Annotated in this window: 18 protein-coding genes; all 18 read right to left on the bottom strand. The window is 65.0% G+C overall.

Features of this window, described 5'->3' with window-relative positions; translation table 11 throughout:
* Window positions 1–3 precede the first annotated feature (3 nt).
* The 18 genes from JYG32_RS04450 to virB5 all read right to left on the bottom strand — a co-directional run bounded on the left by JYG32_RS04450 (window position 4) and on the right by virB5 (window position 21,021).
* A complete protein-coding gene (locus JYG32_RS04450) occupies window positions 4–1,002 on the bottom strand; it encodes a relaxase/mobilization nuclease domain-containing protein (RefSeq protein ID WP_213264783.1) in 999 nt (332 codons plus the stop codon).
* Window positions 1,003–1,010: 8 nt separating this feature from the next.
* Window positions 1,011–1,577, bottom strand: coding sequence for a plasmid mobilization protein (locus JYG32_RS04445; RefSeq protein WP_213264782.1), 567 nt, complete (start codon window positions 1,575–1,577; stop codon window positions 1,011–1,013).
* Between the two features lie 3 nt (window positions 1,578–1,580).
* On the bottom strand, window positions 1,581–3,545 hold the full coding sequence (locus JYG32_RS04440; protein WP_213264781.1) for an LPD7 domain-containing protein: 1,965 nt from the start codon (window positions 3,543–3,545) through the stop codon (window positions 1,581–1,583).
* Between the two features lie 83 nt (window positions 3,546–3,628).
* Window positions 3,629–6,220, bottom strand: a complete 2,592-nt coding sequence (locus JYG32_RS04435) for a pentapeptide repeat-containing protein (RefSeq protein WP_213264780.1) — start codon at window positions 6,218–6,220, stop codon at window positions 3,629–3,631.
* A 1-nt stretch (window position 6,221) separates the two neighbouring features.
* Window positions 6,222–8,201 (bottom strand): type IV secretory system conjugative DNA transfer family protein, encoded by a 1,980-nt coding sequence (locus tag JYG32_RS04430; protein ID WP_213264779.1) that lies wholly within the window; start codon window positions 8,199–8,201, stop codon window positions 6,222–6,224.
* Entirely contained in the window at window positions 8,198–8,578 is a 381-nt protein-coding gene (locus tag JYG32_RS04425) for a hypothetical protein (RefSeq protein ID WP_213264778.1), read from the bottom strand. The genes JYG32_RS04430 and JYG32_RS04425 overlap by 4 nt, the downstream gene beginning before the upstream one ends.
* Before the next feature lie 10 nt (window positions 8,579–8,588).
* Window positions 8,589–9,074 carry a PH domain-containing protein gene (locus JYG32_RS04420; RefSeq protein WP_213264777.1) on the bottom strand — a complete coding sequence of 162 codons (486 nt, stop codon included), beginning with the start codon at window positions 9,072–9,074 and terminating at the stop codon, window positions 8,589–8,591.
* Between the two features lie 12 nt (window positions 9,075–9,086).
* Window positions 9,087–10,424 (bottom strand): type IV secretory system conjugative DNA transfer family protein, encoded by a 1,338-nt coding sequence (locus JYG32_RS04415; RefSeq protein WP_213264776.1) that lies wholly within the window; start codon window positions 10,422–10,424, stop codon window positions 9,087–9,089.
* 33 nt (window positions 10,425–10,457) lie between these two features.
* Entirely contained in the window at window positions 10,458–10,988 is a 531-nt protein-coding gene (locus JYG32_RS04410; protein WP_433960848.1) for a phospholipase D family protein, read from the bottom strand.
* A gap of 137 nt (window positions 10,989–11,125) precedes the next feature.
* Window positions 11,126–11,929 carry a hypothetical protein gene (locus JYG32_RS04405; protein ID WP_213264774.1) on the bottom strand — a complete coding sequence of 268 codons (804 nt, stop codon included), beginning with the start codon at window positions 11,927–11,929 and terminating at the stop codon, window positions 11,126–11,128.
* Between the two features lie 120 nt (window positions 11,930–12,049).
* Window positions 12,050–13,072, bottom strand: coding sequence for an OmpA family protein (locus JYG32_RS04400; RefSeq protein WP_213264773.1), 1,023 nt, complete (start codon window positions 13,070–13,072; stop codon window positions 12,050–12,052).
* 70 nt (window positions 13,073–13,142) lie between these two features.
* Window positions 13,143–14,840 (bottom strand): YadA-like family protein, encoded by a 1,698-nt coding sequence (locus JYG32_RS04395; RefSeq protein ID WP_249744582.1) that lies wholly within the window; start codon window positions 14,838–14,840, stop codon window positions 13,143–13,145.
* Window positions 14,841–15,702: 862 nt separating this feature from the next.
* Window positions 15,703–15,921 carry a TraR/DksA C4-type zinc finger protein gene (locus JYG32_RS04390; RefSeq protein ID WP_213264771.1) on the bottom strand — a complete coding sequence of 73 codons (219 nt, stop codon included), beginning with the start codon at window positions 15,919–15,921 and terminating at the stop codon, window positions 15,703–15,705.
* Between the two features lie 12 nt (window positions 15,922–15,933).
* Window positions 15,934–16,968 (bottom strand): P-type DNA transfer ATPase VirB11, encoded by a 1,035-nt coding sequence (virB11, locus tag JYG32_RS04385; protein ID WP_249744618.1) that lies wholly within the window; start codon window positions 16,966–16,968, stop codon window positions 15,934–15,936.
* A 74-nt stretch (window positions 16,969–17,042) separates the two neighbouring features.
* Window positions 17,043–18,425 carry a type IV secretion system protein VirB10 gene (gene virB10, locus JYG32_RS38830; RefSeq protein ID WP_249744581.1) on the bottom strand — a complete coding sequence of 461 codons (1,383 nt, stop codon included), beginning with the start codon at window positions 18,423–18,425 and terminating at the stop codon, window positions 17,043–17,045.
* Window positions 18,418–19,278, bottom strand: a complete 861-nt coding sequence (locus tag JYG32_RS04375) for a TrbG/VirB9 family P-type conjugative transfer protein (protein WP_249744580.1) — start codon at window positions 19,276–19,278, stop codon at window positions 18,418–18,420. The genes virB10 and JYG32_RS04375 overlap by 8 nt, the downstream gene beginning before the upstream one ends.
* Before the next feature lie 41 nt (window positions 19,279–19,319).
* Window positions 19,320–20,090, bottom strand: a complete 771-nt coding sequence (locus JYG32_RS04370) for a virB8 family protein (RefSeq protein WP_213265372.1) — start codon at window positions 20,088–20,090, stop codon at window positions 19,320–19,322.
* A 211-nt stretch (window positions 20,091–20,301) separates the two neighbouring features.
* Window positions 20,302–21,021: a P-type DNA transfer protein VirB5 gene (virB5, locus tag JYG32_RS04365; protein WP_213264769.1), complete on the bottom strand. Its 720-nt coding sequence runs from the start codon at window positions 21,019–21,021 to the stop codon at window positions 20,302–20,304.
* Window positions 21,022–21,031: the final 10 nt, after the last annotated feature.

Here is a 21,031-nt window from a genome sequence, read left to right as displayed (position 1 = left end):
CGGTTAGCGCTCAGCGTCGGGAACACCGCGACGGCGATGCCCGCTCGGTTTTTTACCGGCCTGCGGCACAACATCGCGCTTGTCGATCCCGCGTGCTCCAACGGCGACCGGCATCTCCCTCACAAAATCCGTAATCTCACGCGCCATGCGTTGGTCGGACACATCACTGGATGAGGCCAGCACCTCGGCCGTCGCGCGCCACGCCGTCATCGTCGGCAGATGCGCTTCGAACGTCGCGCGAGCATCCGGGGCCGCAGGCCGCGCGCGCGGCGTCACGCCCCGCTCCCGCATTTGCCGAATCGACTGCCGCTCGTAACGCTGGGTCACACCACGCGTGCGCCGCGGCGTCGCGTTCGCTTCGACGCCATGCTCGCGCAGCTCGTGCGCAAAGCGCTCGCGCCAGCGTTGCAGATCCGCCTTACGCGGATTCAGGCGCCGCCCGTCACGGCCACGCGCCAGCACGACGAGGTGAACGTGCGGATGGTTCTCGTCGTTGTGCGCAGCGAACACGTAGTCGTGCTTGCCGCCGAATTCCTCGCGCGCAAATTCACGCGCGGCCGCCTTGACCGCCGCCCGATCCGTGCCAGGCGGCATCGACAGCATGACGTTGAATGCTTCCCGCCGCTCACTTTCTTCGGCGATCCCGCGACCCGCGTGCCGCCACATACGCGCAAGATCCTGCACGTCATGCCAGCCAGCGATAGATTCGCCGTCCTGGTCCTCCAGCTCGACCTCGCCGTTACGACTGACATACTCGAGATGGCTACGAATCGCCGCCATGCCGTTGCGCGTACCGGGCCGATTCGTGATCTTGACCATCACTTCCGGCACCTTCCTCAGCGTACGATCGATCTGCGCCCGCATCGCGCTCGCGCGCGCGGCCCGACCCGCCCACTGCACGCGGGCTGCGCGCGGCGCCCGGCGGCCACGCACCGGCTCGTAGAAAAGCCGGTCGCCCCAATGCACAAGAATGCCGTCAACATACACTTGAGGGTGTCCCACGACGACTCCTATCGTTGCCAGCGCTCGAGATTCGCGCGCTGCATGTCATGCACTTTTTCCAGATGTGCGTGGATCTCGCGGCGAAGCGCGTCGATAACCACCAGGCGATCCCGCTGCCCCGCCACGCCCAGATCGGCATTCAATGCCCGCGCGATCTGGTTCAGGTTGCGGCCGATCGCAGCCAGTTGATAGTTGGATTCCTCGAGGGCGGCCACCTCCCGCTCGCCGAGCTGCGGCTGCCGCATCGCCAGCGCGCGAACCATCGCCACGAAGAATCGGCTCGTCGTAAAGCCCATCCGGGCCGCGACTTCACGCACGGCTTCGTGCTCTGCCGCGCTCAGCCGTACCTTGACCGGTACCGGTTCTCCCGCCGACGGTCCCGTCTCGATCGGCGGAAGCCGCCGAACGTCGGTGTCAAGCACGCGCCCGACTATTTGCCGCAGCGCATCGCTGACGCTGACATTCTGACGACGGCAAAACGCCAGCAGCTCGTCTTTCATCTCACCGAGGTCAACGTCGATGCGACGGCCGGCGCGCGGGCGCGCACCGGACCGCCTCGCTTTCCGGGTGGCCATGTTTTACCGTCCCGGCATTCCCGGCGACGCCGGCTGAGAGTTCAACGCCCGCTCCACCTCCTTGCCCGGAGACGGCGCAACTGGCTCGCCGCGCGAACGCGGCTGCTGCGCGCGGCCGCTCGGATCGAACACACGCGGCGCTGGCACCGCCACGCCGTCCTCACCGAGTTTGTCCAGCACCACCCCAGCCTTCGCCTGCACCTTCGCGACCGAGCGCTCACTAAAACCCTGCGCGCGCATCGCCTCGGCAATCACAGCTAGGTGCATCGCCCGAGAGGGATCTTCCGGCACGATCGGCGCCGCAGCCGGAGCGCGCTCGCGCGGTTCAACTGTCGCATTCCAGACGTACCGCTCGATCTCGCGCGGCTCGACTCCGGTCACGTGACCGAGCCTGTCCGAGATAGGCACCGGCACCGTCACGCGATGTCGTCCATAGTTCGACAGCATGACGCGGTCGCCCTCCTGCGCACCGCTTCCTGCGATCGCGCGCTCGAGGTCCGCGCCCCACACGGTGACGTTACTGCCGGACTCGTCGCGTAAGGTCACAAAATAAGCGCGTTGCGCACCCTCGCGGTTCTGATACGGCGCCGCACCGTGCGCCACGAGCGTTCCGCGAAATTCCGACTCGGGAGAGTGCCCCTTCACATCGATCGGCAACGCCAGCGACCGCTCCAGGTTTACCGTTGCGGGCGCCGACTCGCCAACAGGTGTCGATTCCTGCTTGATGTCAGTCGAGGGTGCCGGTGCAGCCACCGCCGAATCTTTCGAGGTTGGCAGCAGATTCGCCGCACCCGACGGAACATCGGGCGTCCCTGCGGACGCGCTACGCGTCGGCTCGACCCGCTTGATTTCCCAGACGTTGCGGTCGGTTTCCTTCGGCCGCGTGCCAACAATCCTCCCTTCCTCGTCGCGCACCGGCTCGTCGACCATAACGGCCTGACGCCCTAGATTTGCCAGCGCAATCCGATCGCCAGGCTGAACACCCGACGCCGGCATCGCACGTGCGAGATCAACGCCCCAAACCGTTTTCGTCGCGCCCTGGGCATCTTGGACCGTCACAAAGTACGAAGGCGACGCATCCTTCTCATTCCGATAAGGTGCTGCGCCATGCTTGACCAGCGTATAGGGAAAACCGTCTTCGGCTGGTGCCGGCTTTCCTTCCTCCGGCGCAGCCTTCGAAGCGGCGCCGGCCGCAGCCGACTTCTGTTCCCCCGGCTGCTCGCGACCTGGTGCCTGCTCGACCCGGTTCGTCATGCGCTCGGCCATCAGTTCCTCGAGGCGCGCGCGATCGACCTCGTTCGGCGCATACCCCGTCACGCCAATGCCGCGCACCGCTGCGTGCAGCCACATATCGCGTCGGAAATCCTCGTGGCCCTTCACACGGATGTTCGGCCAGCCTTTCGCCAGCGCCATCTCCGCCATCGATTCCGCGATGTCCGGCCGATTGTGCGCCGTCACCATGCGTGCGCCGCTGTCCTCGAATGCGAGCTGCTGAGAGCCGTCACGCAGGAAATAGCGACTGCCCGCTTGCAGGTAGCGCTTGGACACCGAAGCGGGCGGTTCGGCCAGCGGCTCGGTCGTGAATTTCGACTTGTCGTTCGCGGCGGCCGTCGCCGAACGATCCGCAGTCGCATCTTTCGGCGGTGCTGACTCGCTGCCCGAAGGCGTCGGATTCGGCGCCGGTGCCGGTGCCGGCGACTGCGGCTGCGAAGCGCCGGCCGGCTGGTTTTGCAGCACCCACTCCGGCCGCGCCAACCCTTTGAGCGCTTCGCGCGTTTCACGGTCTCGGCGCTTGTTGACCGCTTGAATCGCATCTTCGTCGAACCAATCCAGTTCCGGTCGCATGAACAGTGCCGACGGATCGTCCGATGGCACATCGATTTCCCTTCCCAGATCCGGCTCCACCGAGTTCAACGGCACCCCGCCCGCACCGTCGATCCCCGCTACGTTTTCTGCTCGCTCGCTCATGTTGTCACTCGCTTCCGATATGCTCTCGATGCCGCGGCGCGACAAGCCGCGCCGGGGCTACCCTGCTCGCCATCGCCGACCGTTTACCGGTCCGGGCCCGCTTGCGTCGGACTCGCCGGCTGCGCCTGCGCCCGCCTCTCCTTCGCCGCCTCAAGCGCCGTCTTACGCGCCTCCTTCACGCGATCCCACGACGCCTCCTTCGCCTGGTCGAGCTTCTTGTCAAAGTCCTCGCCGAGGCCGAGTTCCTTGCTCGACTTCTTCAGCGACGCGACCGCCTTCTCGAACTGGTCGCGCTGACGGTCGTACGGGAACACCTTCGCCTTGTCTGCGTCGTACCCGACCGTGATGTCGGCACCGTTCAGCTTCTGATTCTCGTTGCACCACTTCAGGCGGTTGTCGACGAACTCCATGCCCTCCTTCTTGTGGAATACGACACTGCGCGGCGCGACTTCCTGCACCAGATAGCGATCGGTGTTGTACGCCTCTCCCCGATACGTCGCGTTCTCGCGCGGCGTACCCATCCTGAGATCCATCCCGAAACGCTGCTGCGCGGCCGCCTTGATTTCAGTCGGTACGTCCTTCAGATCGTAAAGGTGAGCACCAGCCTCACGCCTCCCAGTCGCAGCAGGCTGCTCCGGCGCGGGCTTCTCCTGCGGGGCCGGTGCGGCCGGGGCGGGCACCACCGCGGCGGGCGCCTGAGTAGGCGCCTGTTGGACCTTCTCCGGCGCAGCCTTCTTGCTCCGAGCCGGTTTTTCCGCCTTTTCCTTCGTTACATCACTCATTTCGCTCTCCTTCACTTTATCCACCGGACGTCCACCACCCGGTACACTCGGCCGGGACAATCCCGCACCATCTCTATTCGCACTGCTGTCCGACACCGTCGCCACATCTGGGCCCCGTTTCGCTCGGCCGATGTCGTACATATCGCGCAGCCGTGACTCGCGAAACGGATTAACCGCGTACGGCTCGATCAACCGATCGTGCTTCGTGAGCGCTTCGACCGCCTTCAGCGCGGCCCACATCGAACCAGGCCGGTCCTGCAACGCAAAGTCAAAGCCCGGCCCTTCCAACAGCATGACCGCGGCGTCGCGAAGGTGATCGGGTAACGCTTCGCGTCGCTCCGTACGTTCGTCGATCACCTCGCGCATCGCCTTGAGCCGATCATTCCAATCCTTCGAACCTCCCTTGACGTTCACCATTTCCGTGCCGAAATCCGCACTACCGCTCTGGACGTGCACGACGTCTTCACGCATCACTGAGTCACGCGAGATACCCGTCAGATTCGTCCCCTCCAGGTCGGCGCCGTCCAGTTCCGTGCCACTCAGATTTGCCCCCGACATATCCGCACCGCGCAAGCTCGATCGCTGCAGGTCCGCATTGCGCAGGCTCACCTCCCGCAGATCTGCATACGCCAGGTCGGCGCCGGCCAGATTCGTATCGTCGAGATTGGTTTTCGCGAGCGCGGCCCCCTTCAGCGACACCCCCTCCGCGACGGCCGATTCGACCGCGGCTGCGACACTCGGCGCAGATTCGCGCGCGTACAGGACGTTATCGGCGTGATCGCGGATCTCGACGCGCTGGGGCAACGCCGGCGCCAGCTCGGCATCGAGCGGCCGGGCCTGCGCGACAGCCTGCGCGACAGCAGCGTGTCCGCGCAGCCGCCCCAGGTCGTTGAAATCGGTCGGACGTTGACTGTCGATCCACTCGTCGGGACCGAACTCGGGAACCGCCAGGCGCGCGCCGGTCTCGCGCGCGGCACGCTCGGCATCCTTCTGACCGTTACCGCGATCGGCCAGAATCACCAGGTCAGCGTCCGGGTACTGTCGGCGGATCGCCTTCGCGACCTTCGGCAGGTTGTAGCAAGTCAGTGCGGCCACAGCCGTTCCACCCGTCGCATCGCGGGCGGTCCCGACCGTCGCGACACCCTCTCCGATCAGGATCGGCCGACCAGCGCTCACCGCGTCGCCTAGCGGTCCGCTCGCCCAGTAACCGCCCGACTTCACGCCATTCGACAGCGCCGACTTGCGCCCTGACCCGTCGATAAACTCGATCGTCGACACAAGGCCGTCAACCTTCACCGGCGCGACCAGCACACGGCCCTGTAGCGGCACGCCGTCGCTCTTCGGCGCGTAGCCCGCGACGCGCTTGAGGTCCGCGGCGTCAATTTCACGCAATGTCGACGTCGGCGCGACACCCTTTCGCGCGAGGTATGGATGATCGGCCCCGGCCGGTGTCGACACCGTCCATACGTCGACAGCCGTGCGGGCCGCTGATGCCTGCCGGGCTTTCAGCTTCGCTGCCTCGGTCGCGTCGCGCGAGGCACGCTCAGCGCGCCGGCGTTCAAGCTCCTGCGGATTGACCGCGATCGCGCCCAGCTCATGCGCCGGATCAAATCCGTGGCGCGACGCCTCCCAGAACAACGTCGACAACGACACGCTGCCGGTCGGGTTCTTGACGGAGCGCCACACCGCCAGCGCCGCCTTCCGGTCGTAGTTCTCGGCCGTCTGGCTCCAGCTCTCCCAGATATCCTTGCCCGACTCACCGAGCCCGTGTTTCACCGCGTACGCCATGCGTACCCATGTGTCACGATCGTGCGCCGGGATATAGGACAGTGCCGCACGCACGGCCTGCTCGTTCCCATACAGGGGTTCCCACCGATCGTTGCCCGGCCGCATGTCAGCCTCCCTTGCGGCTGGACGCCGACTTGCCACGCGACGAGCGCTTGCGCGGCGCCGCAGCGAGCACTGCGACGCTCAGATCATCGTTGTCGTGCAGCGGTATCGCAAAATCCGAGCCTTCATCGTCGTTGTCGACGTCACGGCCGAACCGGCGCGGCATCTCCAGCGTGGGCCCCGACGACTCCTCCTCGATTTCGCCGCCGAAGAACTCACTGCCGAGCGCGTCCGCGAGCGCCGCATCGAGCTGCACCGGCGCGGTCGACACGTCGACGCTGCTCAGCGCCGCGTCCATCTCCTCCAGGCCAAGCGCACGGTGCAGCGGCGATTGCGGCACGCCGAGCAACGAGAAGTGATGTTCGACATACCCCGCAATGTCATCGTCGTCCAGGTCGTCGCGTGCCTGCGGTAAATCCCGCACATCGGTCTCGGCGAGAATTTCGAGGTACTCAATCGGCACTGAGAGCCGTCCCTGATCGTCGATCTCGGTGCGCAGCAAATCGCGCACGCGATGCTCGACACGCGCCTGATAACCCATCACATCAAGCAGCTTCACCGCCGGCGCCGACATCAGGCGACTCGTGAACACCGGATCCTTGTAGTAAACAATCTTGTCGGCCAGGATCGGCTTGGTGTTCTCGAGCATGATGATTTCCTTCTCTTGCCCCAGTTCCTTCAACTCCTGCGGCAACATCAACGCGCGGCGCTGATCGGACACACTCTCACTCGGACCACCGCCGCGGCTCGACCAGCCGCGCGGACGACTGACGCTCGCGGATTTCTCGGTCAAATAGCCCAGCATCTCCGAATACTCGTTCGCGTCCTTCTGCTCACGCGGCGGATACAGGATCTGCATCGCACAGTTCGTCGCGAACGTGCGCGCATCCTCGCGGCCATACGTCGACTCGAGCTGCGACATCGACTGGATAATCGCCAGCAGCCGCATGTTGTAGCCCGCCATGTACGAAATTGCCTTGGCAATGATCCCGACCTTGCCGATCGCCGTGAATTCGTCCATCAGCAGCAGACACTGGTACTTCAGTTCGGGATTGTCCTGCGGCAGCGCCTTCGTGTTCAGGTTCACGAGCTGCGAGAACATCAGGTTCAGCAGCACCTTGGCGTCATCGAGGTGATCGGGTGTGACGCCCAGATACACCGTCATTTTCTTGCGACGGACATCGCGCAAATCGAAATCGTTCGCGCTCGTCGCCGCGTCGACGATCGGATTCGCCCAGATCGTAAGCGGCGCGTTGAATGTGCCCTGGATGCTCGCGAGCACCTTGTCGTCGTTCGCGATAAAGCGGTTCAGTGCATCCACGCACGAGCCGGACAGCACAGCGCCGTACTTCGCGATCACGCCGGCCAGATACTGCTTGATCGGCTGTCCCTTGCCGGACGACTGACGCAGGACTTCGCCCATCGTCACCGGATAGTCCGGAATCGCCAGCTCGGGATGGGTACGGTCACGCCGTGCATCGCGCAGTTCGAACAGCATTAACGTGAGGCCCAGGAACAGGTTGCGCGCCGAGTCGTTCCAGAATGAGTCGTGGCCGCCTGTCGGATACAGTGCATAGCCGATCGCGAGGATGTCACCGACACGGAATACCTTGTCGTGTTCCGGATTGACAGGCCCGCCGCGCTTATCCGGGTGCCGGTCCTCGGGCCGCCGGTCGATCGCCGACAGCGGGTTGTACCGAGCCGTGCGGAAATCTTCGGCGAACGGGTTGAACAGGTGCACTTCCTGCCCGTGCCTGGCGCGAAATCCCGCCGTGATGTTGTAGTTCTCCTGCTTCGTGTCGAGCACCACGGCCGAGTGTTCATACGACAGCAGATTCGGAATTACGATACCGACACCCTTGCCCGAACGCGTCGGCGCCGACAACAGCACAAACTGTTGCGTACAGAAGCGCAGGTAGCGGCCACGCCATACGCCGACAACGATGCCGGGCTTCTCCGACACCGGGGTAGATTTGATACTCATAGCAGTCCTGCCTTGCGGATTTCACGCTCGTTCGCAAAACGGGCGCTGCCGTGCAATTCGCGTTTTCCGGATTGGGCGCGCAGCACGCCGACCACCGCCAACGGACCGACATACGTGACCAGTCCTCCGATCGCACCCGCGATCACGAGGCGCTTTCCGTAACCGTCGAGCAGCCCATGCGACCAATCGGTGAGCGCGTCGACGTAACCGAAGCCGCCCGCCAGGAACGGGTTGTGCCGCGCGAGCGCGAAGAACACGAATCCGGCGAGCCAGAGCGCGACCACCGTCTCGATCGCCAGCACGGCGAGCACGCCGAGTGCAATCGTCATCACGCGGCCGCTCGAGCCCCACCAAGCCTTCATGTCAGGGGTTTTCATCGCCTCTCTCCTAGATCGCCCCCAGATTCACTTCGCCGATGCCGCGCGACGTACGCAGCTCGACCGCGATCGCGTTCAACATGTCACGGAGCGTTTCGGGGTGACGAAGGCCGGGCAGATTCCAGACCGGATGTCGCGCATCGCTCGTCTCGATCACGAGCTCGCCGATGCCGAACGCGCCCTGCCACCAGCGCGTCACCGACCACACGTTCTGGATGCGGAACAGTTCCAGGCTGCACACCTCACGCACGATGAGCCCCGTCGTCACCCTCATGCGCGCGTCGTCGATCTCGATGCGGCACGTCAGCAGATGGACGATCCGCACTGCAAGGCTTAACGCGAGCAACAAGAAAATCATCTGCGCCACGCCCCAGGCCATCTCCACGCCCAGCCCGCTCGCAATCGCCGCGGTTGCTGCCACCACAACACCAACAAGCGCAGCCCCAAACGCTCCAGGAACCACCAGCGCGAGGGACGGCGAACCTTCGTAAATCATCGCGGTCTCCTATCAGGTGTCAGATGCGGACGAGCCTGCCGTCGTCGCATCGTCAGCGAGGACCGAGAACTGATCCGGGATATTCATGCGAGCGCCCGGTTCGACCGGGTAGCCCTGCGCGGCCGCCGGCAAGGGCCCCTGCGGTGCCCGCAACGCCGACCGCTCGTTCAACAGCGGTTCCGAGAAGTAGCCGATCGCATCGATCCACTTCCACTCATCGTTGCCGGCCTGCACCAGAACCCGCCGCACGGCCGGCGGGTGGGCCAGTCCGCACCGAACCCGGTCCCGGTGTGCAGCGCGCACCCGCGCGGCAGCGGGACCAAACGCGTGATCGAGCTGCTCGTCTGCCTGAATAACCGTGACGGCGCGTACAAGGCACTTCGTCCAGGCATTCAGATAGTCCGCATAGTCAGCCGTCCGCAGCAATATCGCGTCGTCGAACACCGCGAGGCACGGGCAATGCGCAGCAGCCGGTTCGCGCGCCGCGAGACGCGACGCCATCAACCGGGCAAGTGGAGCAGTCCGCTCGTGCGCAATAGCATTCCGGTTCAGGTACACGGTTTGACGCTGGGTCCCGTCAATCAGACTGAAATCCGATGCGGACGTCGCAGCGTCGATCCGAGGGTCGCCCCACGGCGCCAGCATCGTCAGCCACACACTCCGGAACCATTCCCATGACGATTCGTCAACGTTGCGTATAAGATTGCTCAACATCTCACCCCATAACTGGTCACCGGCCTGCTCGAAGGCGACGCTGGCGAGAAGCTCATCCCACAGCCACTCTCTGAGCGACGGATTTGTCAGCAGGCGCCGGATCTCACCGATCGTGACCGGCCGGGCCGCGTCGCCGAGTCGATCGCGTTCTTCGCGCAGATACAACGCCAGCGCGGCGAACAGGTCGACGATCTGGTCCCGCCAGAAGCGTTCCTTGTCGTCCCAGTCACCGAGAAGCGCATTCGCAATCTCGCGGCAATCCGACCTCGCTCGATCCCGTCGCACGTCGTCGAGCGCGTTGTAGCGGTGCGTGCGGTCTTCCCGGTCGTACGGATCGACGACATAGACATCGCCCAGCGACGCGCGCCAGCCCGCTGTCGCGTCAATTAATTCGCGATGAGCCGTCATCACGAACGCCGAATCCGGCCACGCGAGTAGCGTCGGAATGACGACGCCCACGCCCTTGCCCGAGCGGCACTGACCTTCGACCAGCACGTGAGCGGTACCGCCGAGCACTTCGTACCCGTGCCGCCCCCGCCGGCCGACCACCACGCCCGGTTTCAACAGCGACACCGCGTCCCGATCCCGCTGCCCGCTCAGCCGATACCACCACTGCCCCATCCGTTCGGTCATCATGTCTTTGCGCTCCCGAAAACCCTCACCGTTGGCTCAGTACGACGACCGGTAGTCGATGCCCTGTGCCCAGCGGCTTTGCCAGTGGTCCAGATATGCCTTCGCAAGCGCCGGATCCCGCCAGATCACGAGCGCGTTCTCGCTGTTGCGGCGCGCGGCCGCCTCGCTGTAATTGAACGACCCCGTCTCGACATCCAGACCGTCGACGACGAAGTACTTGTCGTGGTGAATCGGGTACACGCTGATCGTGCGCGTCGGAATGCCGGCGTTGACCAACAGATTCAATGCGGCACGCGCCTTGCCCGATCGGTCCTCGCGCAAGTTGTTCTTCTCGTCGACCACCGCCGCGACATCCACGCCGCGACGCTTCGCATCGATCAGCGCGCGCACCACCTCCGGCGACGTGAACGAGTACGCCGCCAGGCGGATCGACGAGCGCGCGCTCCCAATCGTCTTCAACACCAATGCCTGCGCGCTGCCGTCCGGTGAAAACCCGACCTCAATCGACACCGCGCCGGACGCCGTCGTCCCAGGCGCGCTCGCCTGCGTTTGCGTCGGTGCCACCATCCATCCCAGCAGGCCGCCCGCCTGGGCCGCAAGGGGCACGATCAGCGCCAGCGCTACCCACCATCCTTTCGCCTTCATTATTAGCAGTCCTTTTCAATTAGCCGACATTTCCGATATTCAACGGTTGGTCAACCCTCCTAGAACGGCACGTCGTCCGGCATCTCGTCGAATCCGCCGTCTCCGCCATAGGCGTATCCATCCTTCGCCGTCGCCGCCTCCAGCTCGGGCGGCGGATCCTGAGCCGGCCCGGCTTCCGCTCGCGCGTTGTCCGCATACGCCTTGAACGCCGGCATCACGCTGTCCTCGAGCAACTGGCGATGAAACTCCAGATACGCCTGCGCCCGCGCGCGCGCGATCAGCTCGCGGTCGTCCATCCCCTGCGCCTTGAGCGCCGCGATCTTTTCCTGGGCAACCGCCTCGGCCGCTTTGAACAGGCCGCCCGGCCCCTTGATCTCCTCACCCGCTTCGTCCTTCAGGCTCGCCGCGTGATTCGCATAGCCCTCGTCGTTCAGCTTGCCGAACGCGGCCAGTGTCACGACCTGCCCCGGCTTCACCGCGAGCAGCTTCTGGATCAGCATGCGGGCGGGGCCGGTGTGCAAACCGAACGACACCAGATAGCCTTCAGCGCCGTCGACGAGCTTCACCCGCACGTACGGATACGTCAGCTTGCGGACCTCATCCTGGCTCTCGGCGTAGTACGCCGCAACGATCCGCCCGGTGAGCCGCTCGCCCGCGACGCCTCGCTCCTCGAGCATCCGCCGCGCTTCCGTCGTCACGCCGCGGTTGCCGGTGAAGCCATGCTTCCAATCGTCTTCGTCGAACTGCTTGCGCACTTCGTCAAGCGCGGCCTTCGTTCGATCGTTCAACTCCATCAACCATCCCGTGACCGGGTTATAGCCAAACCTCAATGCCTGCCGGCTCGTCACCTGTTCGCGCGCCATCCTGTCCTCCGCTTCAATTCCATTCCCTGGTTAAACACCGCGTACGACCCCGTGCCCGCCCGCTTCATCGCGCCGTCGAACGCCCCAGTCACATCAAGGTGGTCCGTATCACCGGATCCTTCAGTCCCACGGGCCATAGCCCCCCATCACGCGCAGCCGTAGCATCAGTTGCTGCATCTGCTGCATCTGCGCGGGAGTCAGATGCGACGGCACGCTCGCTTCGTCCTCCGACTGAACCGTCACACGACGGTTTGGCGCGAGGCACGCGATCACCGAATCGGACTGCGGTCCCGGGCAATCGACCACCGGGTTGGAGCTGCCCATGCCCCATACCTGGACGTTGCCCGCCTCGATGCCTGCCGCGATCAACGCCTGCGCAACCGCCTGCCCCCGTCGCCACGACAGCGCCGCGTTATACCGATCGCCACCCATCCGGTCGGTATAGCCCGTCACCTTCACGATGCGATGGGTAAGCGGCTTCAGTCGCTCCGCCAGACCTGTAACCACCTGCTCGCCCTCCGGCGTCAGGTCCGCGCTATCGAACGCAAATAGCGCGTCGGCGGACAGCACGACCGGTTCGGGCGCCGACTTCGGCGGCACCGGACGACACGCGTCGAGCTCGCGATCAACCAGCTGCGCTAGTTTTTGGACGCTTTCTATCTGCGTCCAGCCATGCACCCAGCGCGTGCCGTGCGTTTCGTCCTGTTCTTTCCAGGCTTCGTCGGTCAATGCGGCCAACCTTCCCGCCGATTCCCCCTTGCACGGCGACTGCGCCGCACGTTCGTCGACGCGCTCGATTTCACGCAGCGCAGAGGTCCAATCCGGCCGGTCGCCGACAGGCCAGTGCTTCGTGTCATAGATCTGCGCGAACGGCACGCTGCCGTCGATGAAATGCTTCGCGTTTTGCAGTGCCTTCGGTGCCGCGTCGTTGTAGGTGTGCGAAACCAGCACCTCGCGATCCTGGCGCGCAGCAATTTCGAGCCAGCCCTGCGCCAGACCGCGCGAGTACGGATCCGCAACGGACCGCGCGGCCGGCACGAGCGCGTCAGCATCTCGCGAGATGCTGGCAAACGCCGGCGCTGACGCCACGACCATCACGGTCATCGCTGCCACCATTCCGCCCGTCATGAGCGTACGTTTCATGTCAGTCTCCCGGCCCGCCGGCGCGTCGTGCGGCACACACCTGCGAACCCGTCAGAATTTCGAGGGTGGGTTAGAAACCGATCGTCGCGCCAACCGACGCACCGAAACGCCCGCCCGAGCCCGTCGACTGCGCGACGTGCGCGTTTACGAGCACGCGGTCCGACAGCCACACGTTCGCGCCGAGCGCCAGCGCCGTAGCGCCGCCGTACGTGCCGGCTGCCGCCGCGAGCTGCACGTTGCCTTCCGCCCGTGCGTTCGGCATCAGCGAGGAGGCCGCCATTGCTTCGGCGCCGAGCGCATCGAGCCGGCGGCTCAGGCCCGAAACCTGCTGGTTCGTGTACGCGTTGGCCTGGTTGACGGCACCCGACGTCGCCTGCTGGACCGCGTTGTTCAGCTGGCTCACATTGACTGCGTCGTCGTTGGCGACACCCGCTGCGACGCCCGAGATCCGGCGATCGCCCGCCGTGCCCGCGACGTTCACCTGCGTGCCGCCCGTCTGTGCGCCGACCGTGATCGGCGCGCTCGAGCCGCCCTGCTGCTGTACGATGCCGATCGTGCCGTTCGTCACTGCGTTCGTCAGGTTCGTGACGCTCGTCTGCACGTTCGTCACGTTCTGGTTGGTCGCGTAGAGCTGGCTGCCATTGACAGCATCGGTGCTGGTCGACGTGAGCGCACCGGCCGCGACGTTGTGAACACCGGCCGCGGTGCCGCTCGGATTGAGCGTGACGCTGGTGCCGCCCCCGGTACCGGTCGTGGTGCTGCCTGTGCCCGCCTTCGACGGGTCGTACTGCACGCTGTTGTTCGCGATCGACAGCGCCTGGTTCGCGGTGTTCTGCGCGGTCGTGACCGCCGCGTCGAGGCCCGACAGCGCCGCGCCCACATTGCTGTACGTCGTGCCTTGGACCGTGTACGACGGCATCGTGAAGACGCCCGTCGAAGTGTTGAACGCAGCGCCGCCACCTAGCGCTGAAGCGACGCCCGCGCCAAGGCTGTTGACGCCCTGCGCAACCGACCAGAGCTGGCTACCGTTGATCGCGTCGGTGCTCGTCGCACTGATCACGCCCGGCGCGACATTCGTGAGCTGCCGTTCGCTGCCGGCGGCGCCGATGGAAACGACCGACATCGCAGTGCCCGCGGCCGTTTCACCATACAGCGCGGTCGTGCCCGTATCCGGCGCGGCCGTGACGGATCCCGAGCCGAGCGCGACGTCGTTCGCATTCACGGCGTCCGCGTTCGCGCCAATCGCACTCGCCGACGCACCGGCCGCCGTCGCGCCAACGCCGGCCGCGAGCGCGTTGGTGCCGGTCGCCCCCGTGTTCGCGTAATTCGCGCCCTGCGTGCCGCCGTCATTGACGCTGTAATAGTGCGCACCCGCGTTCGCCACCGCGGTGTTCAGCTGCTGCACGTCGACCGCATCCGTCGCCGCCACGCCCGGCGCGACGTTCGAGAGCGTCACCGGCGTCGTATTGGCTGATGCACCGCCCGCCCCGACCAGCGTGACACTGTTGGTCGGCGCCGAACCGGCCGCGAGCGGCGTGGTGCTGCCGGCCGCCGCCGTGTACTGCACCGGGCTGCCCGACTGCAGCGCAGCGATCGCACTGCCAACGTTCGTGTAGGCCGTGCCGTACACCGGGTACGACGGTGCGCTGATCTGGCCGGTCGCCGTGTTGAAGGTCGAGCCACCGCCGAGCGCAGAAGCCGTCGATGCACCGAGCGCATTCACCCCCTGTGCAACCGAATACAGCTGACTGCCATTGATCGCGTCCATGCTGGTCGCACTGATCACGCCCGGAGCAACGTTTTGAATCTGGCGTTGCAACACGACACCACTTGCAGAACCAACCGACACGACGCTGTCCGGCGTACCTGCCGCAGTGACGCCGTACAATCCGGTGGTGCCCGTATGCGGTGCCGTCGTCCTCGAGTAGGATCCGAGCGCGACATCGTCCGCGTTGTTCGCGAACGAGAAGTGTCCCAATGCTGTCGACTCGGCCGCGTTTGCAAATGCACCACCGATCGACACGGCGCCAGTACCATTCGCTTGCCCGTTCCCGACTACGACGGCATGGTCGCCGTTAGCATTCGCGCTCTCGCCGATCGCCACCGATGCGGCTCCTTGAGCCACGGCACTGCCGATCGCAACCGCGCTGGTACCATTCCCATAGGTCTTCGAATTGGCAGTTGCGCCGTTGCCGATGGCGACATCACTGACAGCCGATGCGCTAGCGCCATCACCTATGGCCGTTGCACCGAAAGAGGTTGCGCTTGCGCCATTACCGAAAGCCGTTGCTTCCCCATTCGCGGTGGTACTGCTGCCATTTGCAACAGCATTCGTGCCACACGCGACATCGGTCGCATACGTGGCGGTTGCGCCAGCCTGCCCAGTGCTGGCGCTGATGCAGACAAATTGCGCATTCGCAGTGCCCGCCCACACTGCGATCACCCCACCAATCGCCGCCGCAACCGCCGTCCGTCGGCGTTCCTTCAGAGTTTTCATTACAATACCCATCCATAACGTTAAGGCCGCCCGGAAAACGGGTTGCCATTGGCCCGTCCGTCAGGACTGGCCCTCTCCGTCAAGTCCCGCATTCCGCTTCCCTGCCACGGTCTTCGGAATGCGGGACCCTCTTTTACCGGCTCATTCGCCGGCCCACCCGCTCACGGCGGCTCTGGCACACCACGCAATACCGGCACCCCATCACCGCCTCCCGGCGCGCCTGCGGAATAGGCTCGCCACAGCCGATACATTCATGCGCCGATTCGCCGGCCCCCTGCGCGGCCAACACCGCTGCAATCCCCCTGGCGCGCTCGGCCTCCTCCAGCTCGGAAGCCTGATCGAATTCATCCATTCCGCTCATTCCTCACGCATACGACGCTTCGAGTTTCTTCACCGGATCGAACCAGATCTCCGTCATCCGTCGCTTCTTGCCGGTCTGGAGCCCGTATTCGTCATAGACTGGCTTCGCCTCGAGATGCGCGATCACGTCCACCGTCAGCATCAGCAAGCGCTTGAGCGCGGCATCGTCGTAGCTCTGTGCCTCCGGGTGCTCCTTTGCCATCAGCGCGAAGCGCTCGAGCGCCACCGCCGGCGAGCGCGCGTGATATGTGCAAAGCGAGCCTTCGTGGCCCGTCGTCATCAGCTTCAGGAAATCGAACGCCTCTGCTCCCCGCAGCTCGGCGAGCAGCACCCGATCCGGCTTCATGCGCATCGAGCATGCAATGAGGTCCGCCGGGGTCACCTTCGCCTGGCCTTGTCCGCCCTTGCTGTACAGCAGATTCACCACGTTCTGCAGGTGCCCCAGAAACAGCTCGCGCACATCCTCGATCGTGACCACGCGCTCCGTCGTGCCAATGTGCAGCGACAGCGACTTCGTAAAGGTCGTCTTGCCTGAGCCCGTGTCTCCGACCGGCACGATGTTCTTGCGCTCGCGCACGGCTTGTATGAAAAACTCAACGAATCGCTTCGCCTCGAGCAATTCGACCAGTTCGCGATCAACCGGGCTCAGTGCGTTCCATACTCGGTCGAGGCCTGCGGGACGCCGCCATACCGTGCCCTCGAACACACCGCGCGCCTCGTACACCGGTAGTTCGATAATCGACGAGGTAGGCTTGCGGATCGTGAAAGAAATCCTGCGCGCCGGCACCGCCGGCGGCACCACGATCTGGATCCGCTCGTCATCGGGCAAGAGCGCCGACAGGATCGGCCGGTGCGCCGAGATCCCCTGACTCGTGAACGTCGCCACCGCGACTGCGATCGCCTCGAGCCGTTCGTGCGTCAGTTCCCGCACCTCATGCACCAGCCAACCCGTCTCCGTCTCCGTCAGTGCCCGTCCCGCATCGTTGATCACCAGCTCCGTGATGCCGTCCATCGCCAGCAACTGCGCGATTTCCGGCATCAGCACGCGTAGCGCGGCATCCGCCGGCAGGCGCTCGTCGACGTCGTCGAACTTCACAGGCGGCATCGGCGCGTTCATTTCGCCTCCAGCTGGTACACGCTGCTGAAGTCCAGATCGCGCGCCAGCACGATCAGGAAATCGGCCCCCTGGTTCTTCGAGATCGTCGGCGGCAGGTTGATCGTGCTGTTCAGCACCTTGCCTGCCATGTCGTTGCCGGTCTGCTGCGTGTTCTGGAACACCACCGTCCCGCTCGATCCACTACTGCTACGCGACGCCAGATAGCCAATCGAGTCCTGAACCAGCGCCAACAGGAGAGCAGCACCGATCCGCTCGCCCCAGTGGTTGTTCACATCGCCGTCGATGCCCATCCGGCCCAGTGCGTCAGCCGCCGGAGAGTCGATCTGCACCACCACACCGTGCGGCGTCTTGATGCGCGCGGACAGGATGAACACCCGTCGCTGCCCCTGCGCCGGCAGCGACCGGAACTCCGTGTTGACCGTCGAGCCGCGCTCGATCAACAGCACATGGCCCGTGTCCGAATACACGTCGGAGCTGACCGTGCACGTGCTGACGCCCGCGAACGTCGAATCGAACGCCGTATCGCCACCGCACGGAATCTTGGCGCCAGCCGACAGCAACAGGTCGCGGTTCGCGAACGTCGTTGCCTGTACCGCGTGAAGCGGCGTCGCCGTCAAGGCCGCGGCAAGGCCACCCTGCACGCTCGTGCTTGACGAAGCCGTCGTCGACAAGCCCTGGCTCTGGGATGCGCTCGGCGTTTCAAGCGTCGAACTGCCTGCGCCGATCATCAGCCCAGCGTCGTACCAGCTTGCCGTCTCGTGCGGTGCCGCCATCTGCACCGGTGCCGCAGCCGTCCCCGGTTGCGACGCGACAACCTGCCCCCCCGTCTGGCCCTGCGTCACCGGCGGTACCGGCACAGCCCCGGTCGCCGTGCCGACCGGCGCCGACGCGCCAGTCGGCGTTGCCGGGGGCGTCGGGTCGAACGAGCGGCCACCATTCGACGCGTTGGCGGTCACGTCGCGCTCGTGCTTGACGTCGGCCTGGTGCTGCGTGATCACCCGGTGCACCGACCACACTGCGCCACCTATCACAACCACCGCAAAACCCAACCACATCAGGCTACGACGCCATCCAGCGCCAGCGCCTGAAGACCTCGGGCGCGCCAGATCCGGAAATCCGTCCGGCTGATCCGGCGATGTCGGATGGTCCGGGTGAGTCGGTGCAAACTTCGCCTCGGCCGACGGCGATTCGTGGCCGCTCGCCGGGGCCGCGGCATGCGTCGTCTCGACCTGCGGCGACGGCGGCGAATCGTAGAGATCCGCATGCGCCGCTTCCCCGCGCCCGATTTCGCTTTCGTGAGATGGCGTTTCCTGAACAGGCTCGTCGTGTAGCGCGTTACTGCCTGCCTCCGGCGGGAGGCGATGGATTTCGTCACTCATGCTCGCCACCCTTCAATACGCGCGCCACGCCCGGCACCGTCGTGCCATCCACGGGCGGCACGCCGTTCAGATCGAACGCGTTGTTCCAGATCTCGATCGCTTCGTCTCCCAGACGCAGCACCCATTGCTTCGCGACCTCGTGTACGACGATCGTGTCGCCGTCCATATGCTTGTCCGGCACGTGCTCGGTGCCGTCGTCCGCGAGCCGGAACACCGTCGGGACCTTGCGGTTGTCGGGGATCGTGATGTACGTGAAGCGCCCGTCGTCCCACACCGCTGACGGCTCGATGTCATCCGAATGCGGCACCGCCTGCATCGAGTACGCTTCGTTCCGCTTCGCGGGCACTGCGGCCTCCCGCTGCGCGATGAGACGCACCGCGCCCGCGGCAGAAGCTGCCGCTGCGGCGTCGTCCGGGTACGAGAACGTCACGCGATACATCACGTCGCTGTTGCCGAATTTCGACTTCAGCGGCAGCACGACGAGATCGAATGAGTAGTCGCGGCGATCCGTGTGGACGATCAGGTTCGTATCGTGGGCGTGCAGGCCCGGTTTCAGAAAAATCACCGAGTCGCCCTTGCACGCCGCAATTCGCCAGTCAGCAACGGCCACCTGCTGACCGCCACCGTTTTGCGCGGTTTGCGTGCAGCTCGCCGCATCGGCGTTATCGCCCATCGCTGCCATCACGATCTTCTCGGCACGGCCCAGCACGATTTGCGTGCCGATCCCGCGCTGCGTATAGACCCGCACGACTTCTGCCGAGTCATAGCGCACCTGCCGCACCCGACTGTCGCCCTGGTAACCCGGCACCTGCGCTGCGAGCACATGCGCACTCGCAAGTGCTGCGACTGCCACTGCAACTGCCAGCGCCCATTCATGAACAATCCGTGCGCGCATCATGGCCGTGCCCCCTTCTGAGCCGAGACAACCGATGCCGCCGGCGACTCGATCCGAACCGATGCGCCCGCGGCGCCAGTCACGGCCGGTACCGACGATGCAACCGGCAGACTGGTAGCCACCGACGGCGATTTCGCGGGTGTCGGTGCAGGACCGTCACCGCAGAAGCCATAGTCGGCGTCGCGGCTGTACGCCGTCACCTTGAATCCGAGCGGGTTCGTCGTCGCATCCTTCTCTGAGCGAAGGATCTTCGGCTGATACCTGTATGCGATCGTCGCCACGAAACACGTCGGTTGCCCCGTTTCGCCATGATCGGTCGTCGTGCGCATGAACCGCACCACCGCGCGGCCCGGCTCGCCCGGCGGCAGCGTCGTCGCCAGGATCTTGATGCGCCGCTGCACGTCGGCGCCGAGCTGCTGATCGAGCGAGTTTGGGCCGGTGTAAATCGCGTCGTAATCCTTCAGCGCCTGGCCGTCGCTCATCGCGCGCACCGCGTCGTAGTCCATCTGCAAGAATGGCCAGTAGTACCGTTCGCGCATCTGGACATACGTCGTCAACCAATGCTTGTCGATGACCTGGGCAACCGGCACGTGCTGGGCATCCAGCACGTCGAGCACCTGGGCATCGCCCGTGAGCTTGTCGACCTCGATCGGGATCGGCACGTTGCGGTAAAACGGCGTCATGACAGCCAAAGCGGCCGCACAAGCGATCGCGACTGCACATGCGCCCACCGCGACTCGCCATGCGCGCCGTTCCGACTGGTCGCGCATCTGGACGGCCGACGCCTCCCAGTCGAGCGCCGATGGCTTGTTTTTGAATACGCTCACGACTGACCTCCGGTTTGCGTCGCGTTGACCGGCACGCGATGGTGTCCATCCGGCAGCGGCGGCGGCTTCGGCGTGCTGCTACAGCCAGGCAGCAACGCTGCAATAAGGACTACGAAAATAGAAGTTGAAATAAATCCCTTCATCACTGCCTCTGTCAGTTGAAGGTCACCGACTGCAGGCGGTCCTGGGCACGCTGCGTGCTCGACGCGCGCTTCAGGTCCAGCTCGTGCTGCTGCTCGGCGATCAGCTTGTCTTCGGTGTCGGCCATCATTCGGAACAGTTGCAGCTTGGTCGTTTCCTGTTGCACCGCTGCCTGTTCGCCCTGAATGCGCGCCTGAAGCTCCGCGATACCCTTCGGATCCTGCGTTTGCTGGATCTGCTGAACGAGATTCTGGATCTCGGTTAGCTCGCTCAGTTCGGTCTGGTATGCCTGCAATGCCAGCGCCTTGTCTTGGAACGGCTTGTTCAGCGCGCGCTGGCAAATCTGCTGATCGACACCCGACTGGTTCTCGCAGTTGTAGATCTGGCTCGCCGCCCGCAGCGCCTGCGCAGCCCCTGTCAGACCTGAGTAACCGCCATTCTGGATGGCCGTATAGATGTTCTGCCAGCCGGACGGCAGCGACTGCGCGATCACCGGGTTATTGAGCAGGCTGCCAATGAGGGCGAAGCCGCGCATGCCCGTGAGCGCGTTGTACTGCGCGATCGCTTGTTGAACCTGCTGTTGCAGGTTCTGAACAGTGAGCAGCATTTGCGCGACAGACGCCGCGTCGAACACCGGGATGCCTTGCGCGAACGTCTGCGGCACGGCCGCGAGCCCAATCGAGCACGCAATTGCCACTGCCATCGCGCTCCGTTTGATACGATTCTTGAACATGCTTACCTCC

The sequence above is a fragment of the Burkholderia pyrrocinia genome (assembly GCF_018417535.1).
Classification (GTDB): Bacteria; Pseudomonadota; Gammaproteobacteria; order Burkholderiales; family Burkholderiaceae; genus Burkholderia; species Burkholderia pyrrocinia_E.
Note: the sequence above shows the minus strand (reverse complement) of the source record. Positions and strands in the feature narration are given on the sequence as shown.

Coding starts and splice junctions, on each gene's coding strand:
- JYG32_RS04445 (WP_213264782.1), bottom strand. CDS start 1,577: ATGGCCACCCGGAAAGCGAGGCGGTCCGGTGCGCGCCCGCGCGCCGGC.
- JYG32_RS04440 (WP_213264781.1), bottom strand. CDS start 3,545: ATGAGCGAGCGAGCAGAAAACGTAGCGGGGATCGACGGTGCGGGCGGG.
- JYG32_RS04435 (WP_213264780.1), bottom strand. CDS start 6,220: ATGCGGCCGGGCAACGATCGGTGGGAACCCCTGTATGGGAACGAGCAG.
- JYG32_RS04430 (WP_213264779.1), bottom strand. CDS start 8,201: ATGAGTATCAAATCTACCCCGGTGTCGGAGAAGCCCGGCATCGTTGTC.
- JYG32_RS04425 (WP_213264778.1), bottom strand. CDS start 8,578: ATGAAAACCCCTGACATGAAGGCTTGGTGGGGCTCGAGCGGCCGCGTG.
- JYG32_RS04420 (WP_213264777.1), bottom strand. CDS start 9,074: ATGATTTACGAAGGTTCGCCGTCCCTCGCGCTGGTGGTTCCTGGAGCG.
- JYG32_RS04415 (WP_213264776.1), bottom strand. CDS start 10,424: ATGATGACCGAACGGATGGGGCAGTGGTGGTATCGGCTGAGCGGGCAG.
- JYG32_RS04410 (WP_433960848.1), bottom strand. CDS start 10,988: ATGGTGGCACCGACGCAAACGCAGGCGAGCGCGCCTGGGACGACGGCG.
- JYG32_RS04405 (WP_213264774.1), bottom strand. CDS start 11,929: ATGGCGCGCGAACAGGTGACGAGCCGGCAGGCATTGAGGTTTGGCTAT.
- JYG32_RS04400 (WP_213264773.1), bottom strand. CDS start 13,072: ATGAAACGTACGCTCATGACGGGCGGAATGGTGGCAGCGATGACCGTG.
- JYG32_RS04395 (WP_249744582.1), bottom strand. CDS start 14,840: ATGGACGCGATCAATGGCAGTCAGCTGTATTCGGTTGCACAGGGGGTG.
- JYG32_RS04390 (WP_213264771.1), bottom strand. CDS start 15,921: ATGGATGAATTCGATCAGGCTTCCGAGCTGGAGGAGGCCGAGCGCGCC.
- virB11 (WP_249744618.1), bottom strand. CDS start 16,968: ATGCCGGAAATCGCGCAGTTGCTGGCGATGGACGGCATCACGGAGCTG.
- virB10 (WP_249744581.1), bottom strand. CDS start 18,425: ATGAGTGACGAAATCCATCGCCTCCCGCCGGAGGCAGGCAGTAACGCG.
- JYG32_RS04370 (WP_213265372.1), bottom strand. CDS start 20,090: ATGCGCGACCAGTCGGAACGGCGCGCATGGCGAGTCGCGGTGGGCGCA.
- virB5 (WP_213264769.1), bottom strand. CDS start 21,021: ATGTTCAAGAATCGTATCAAACGGAGCGCGATGGCAGTGGCAATTGCG.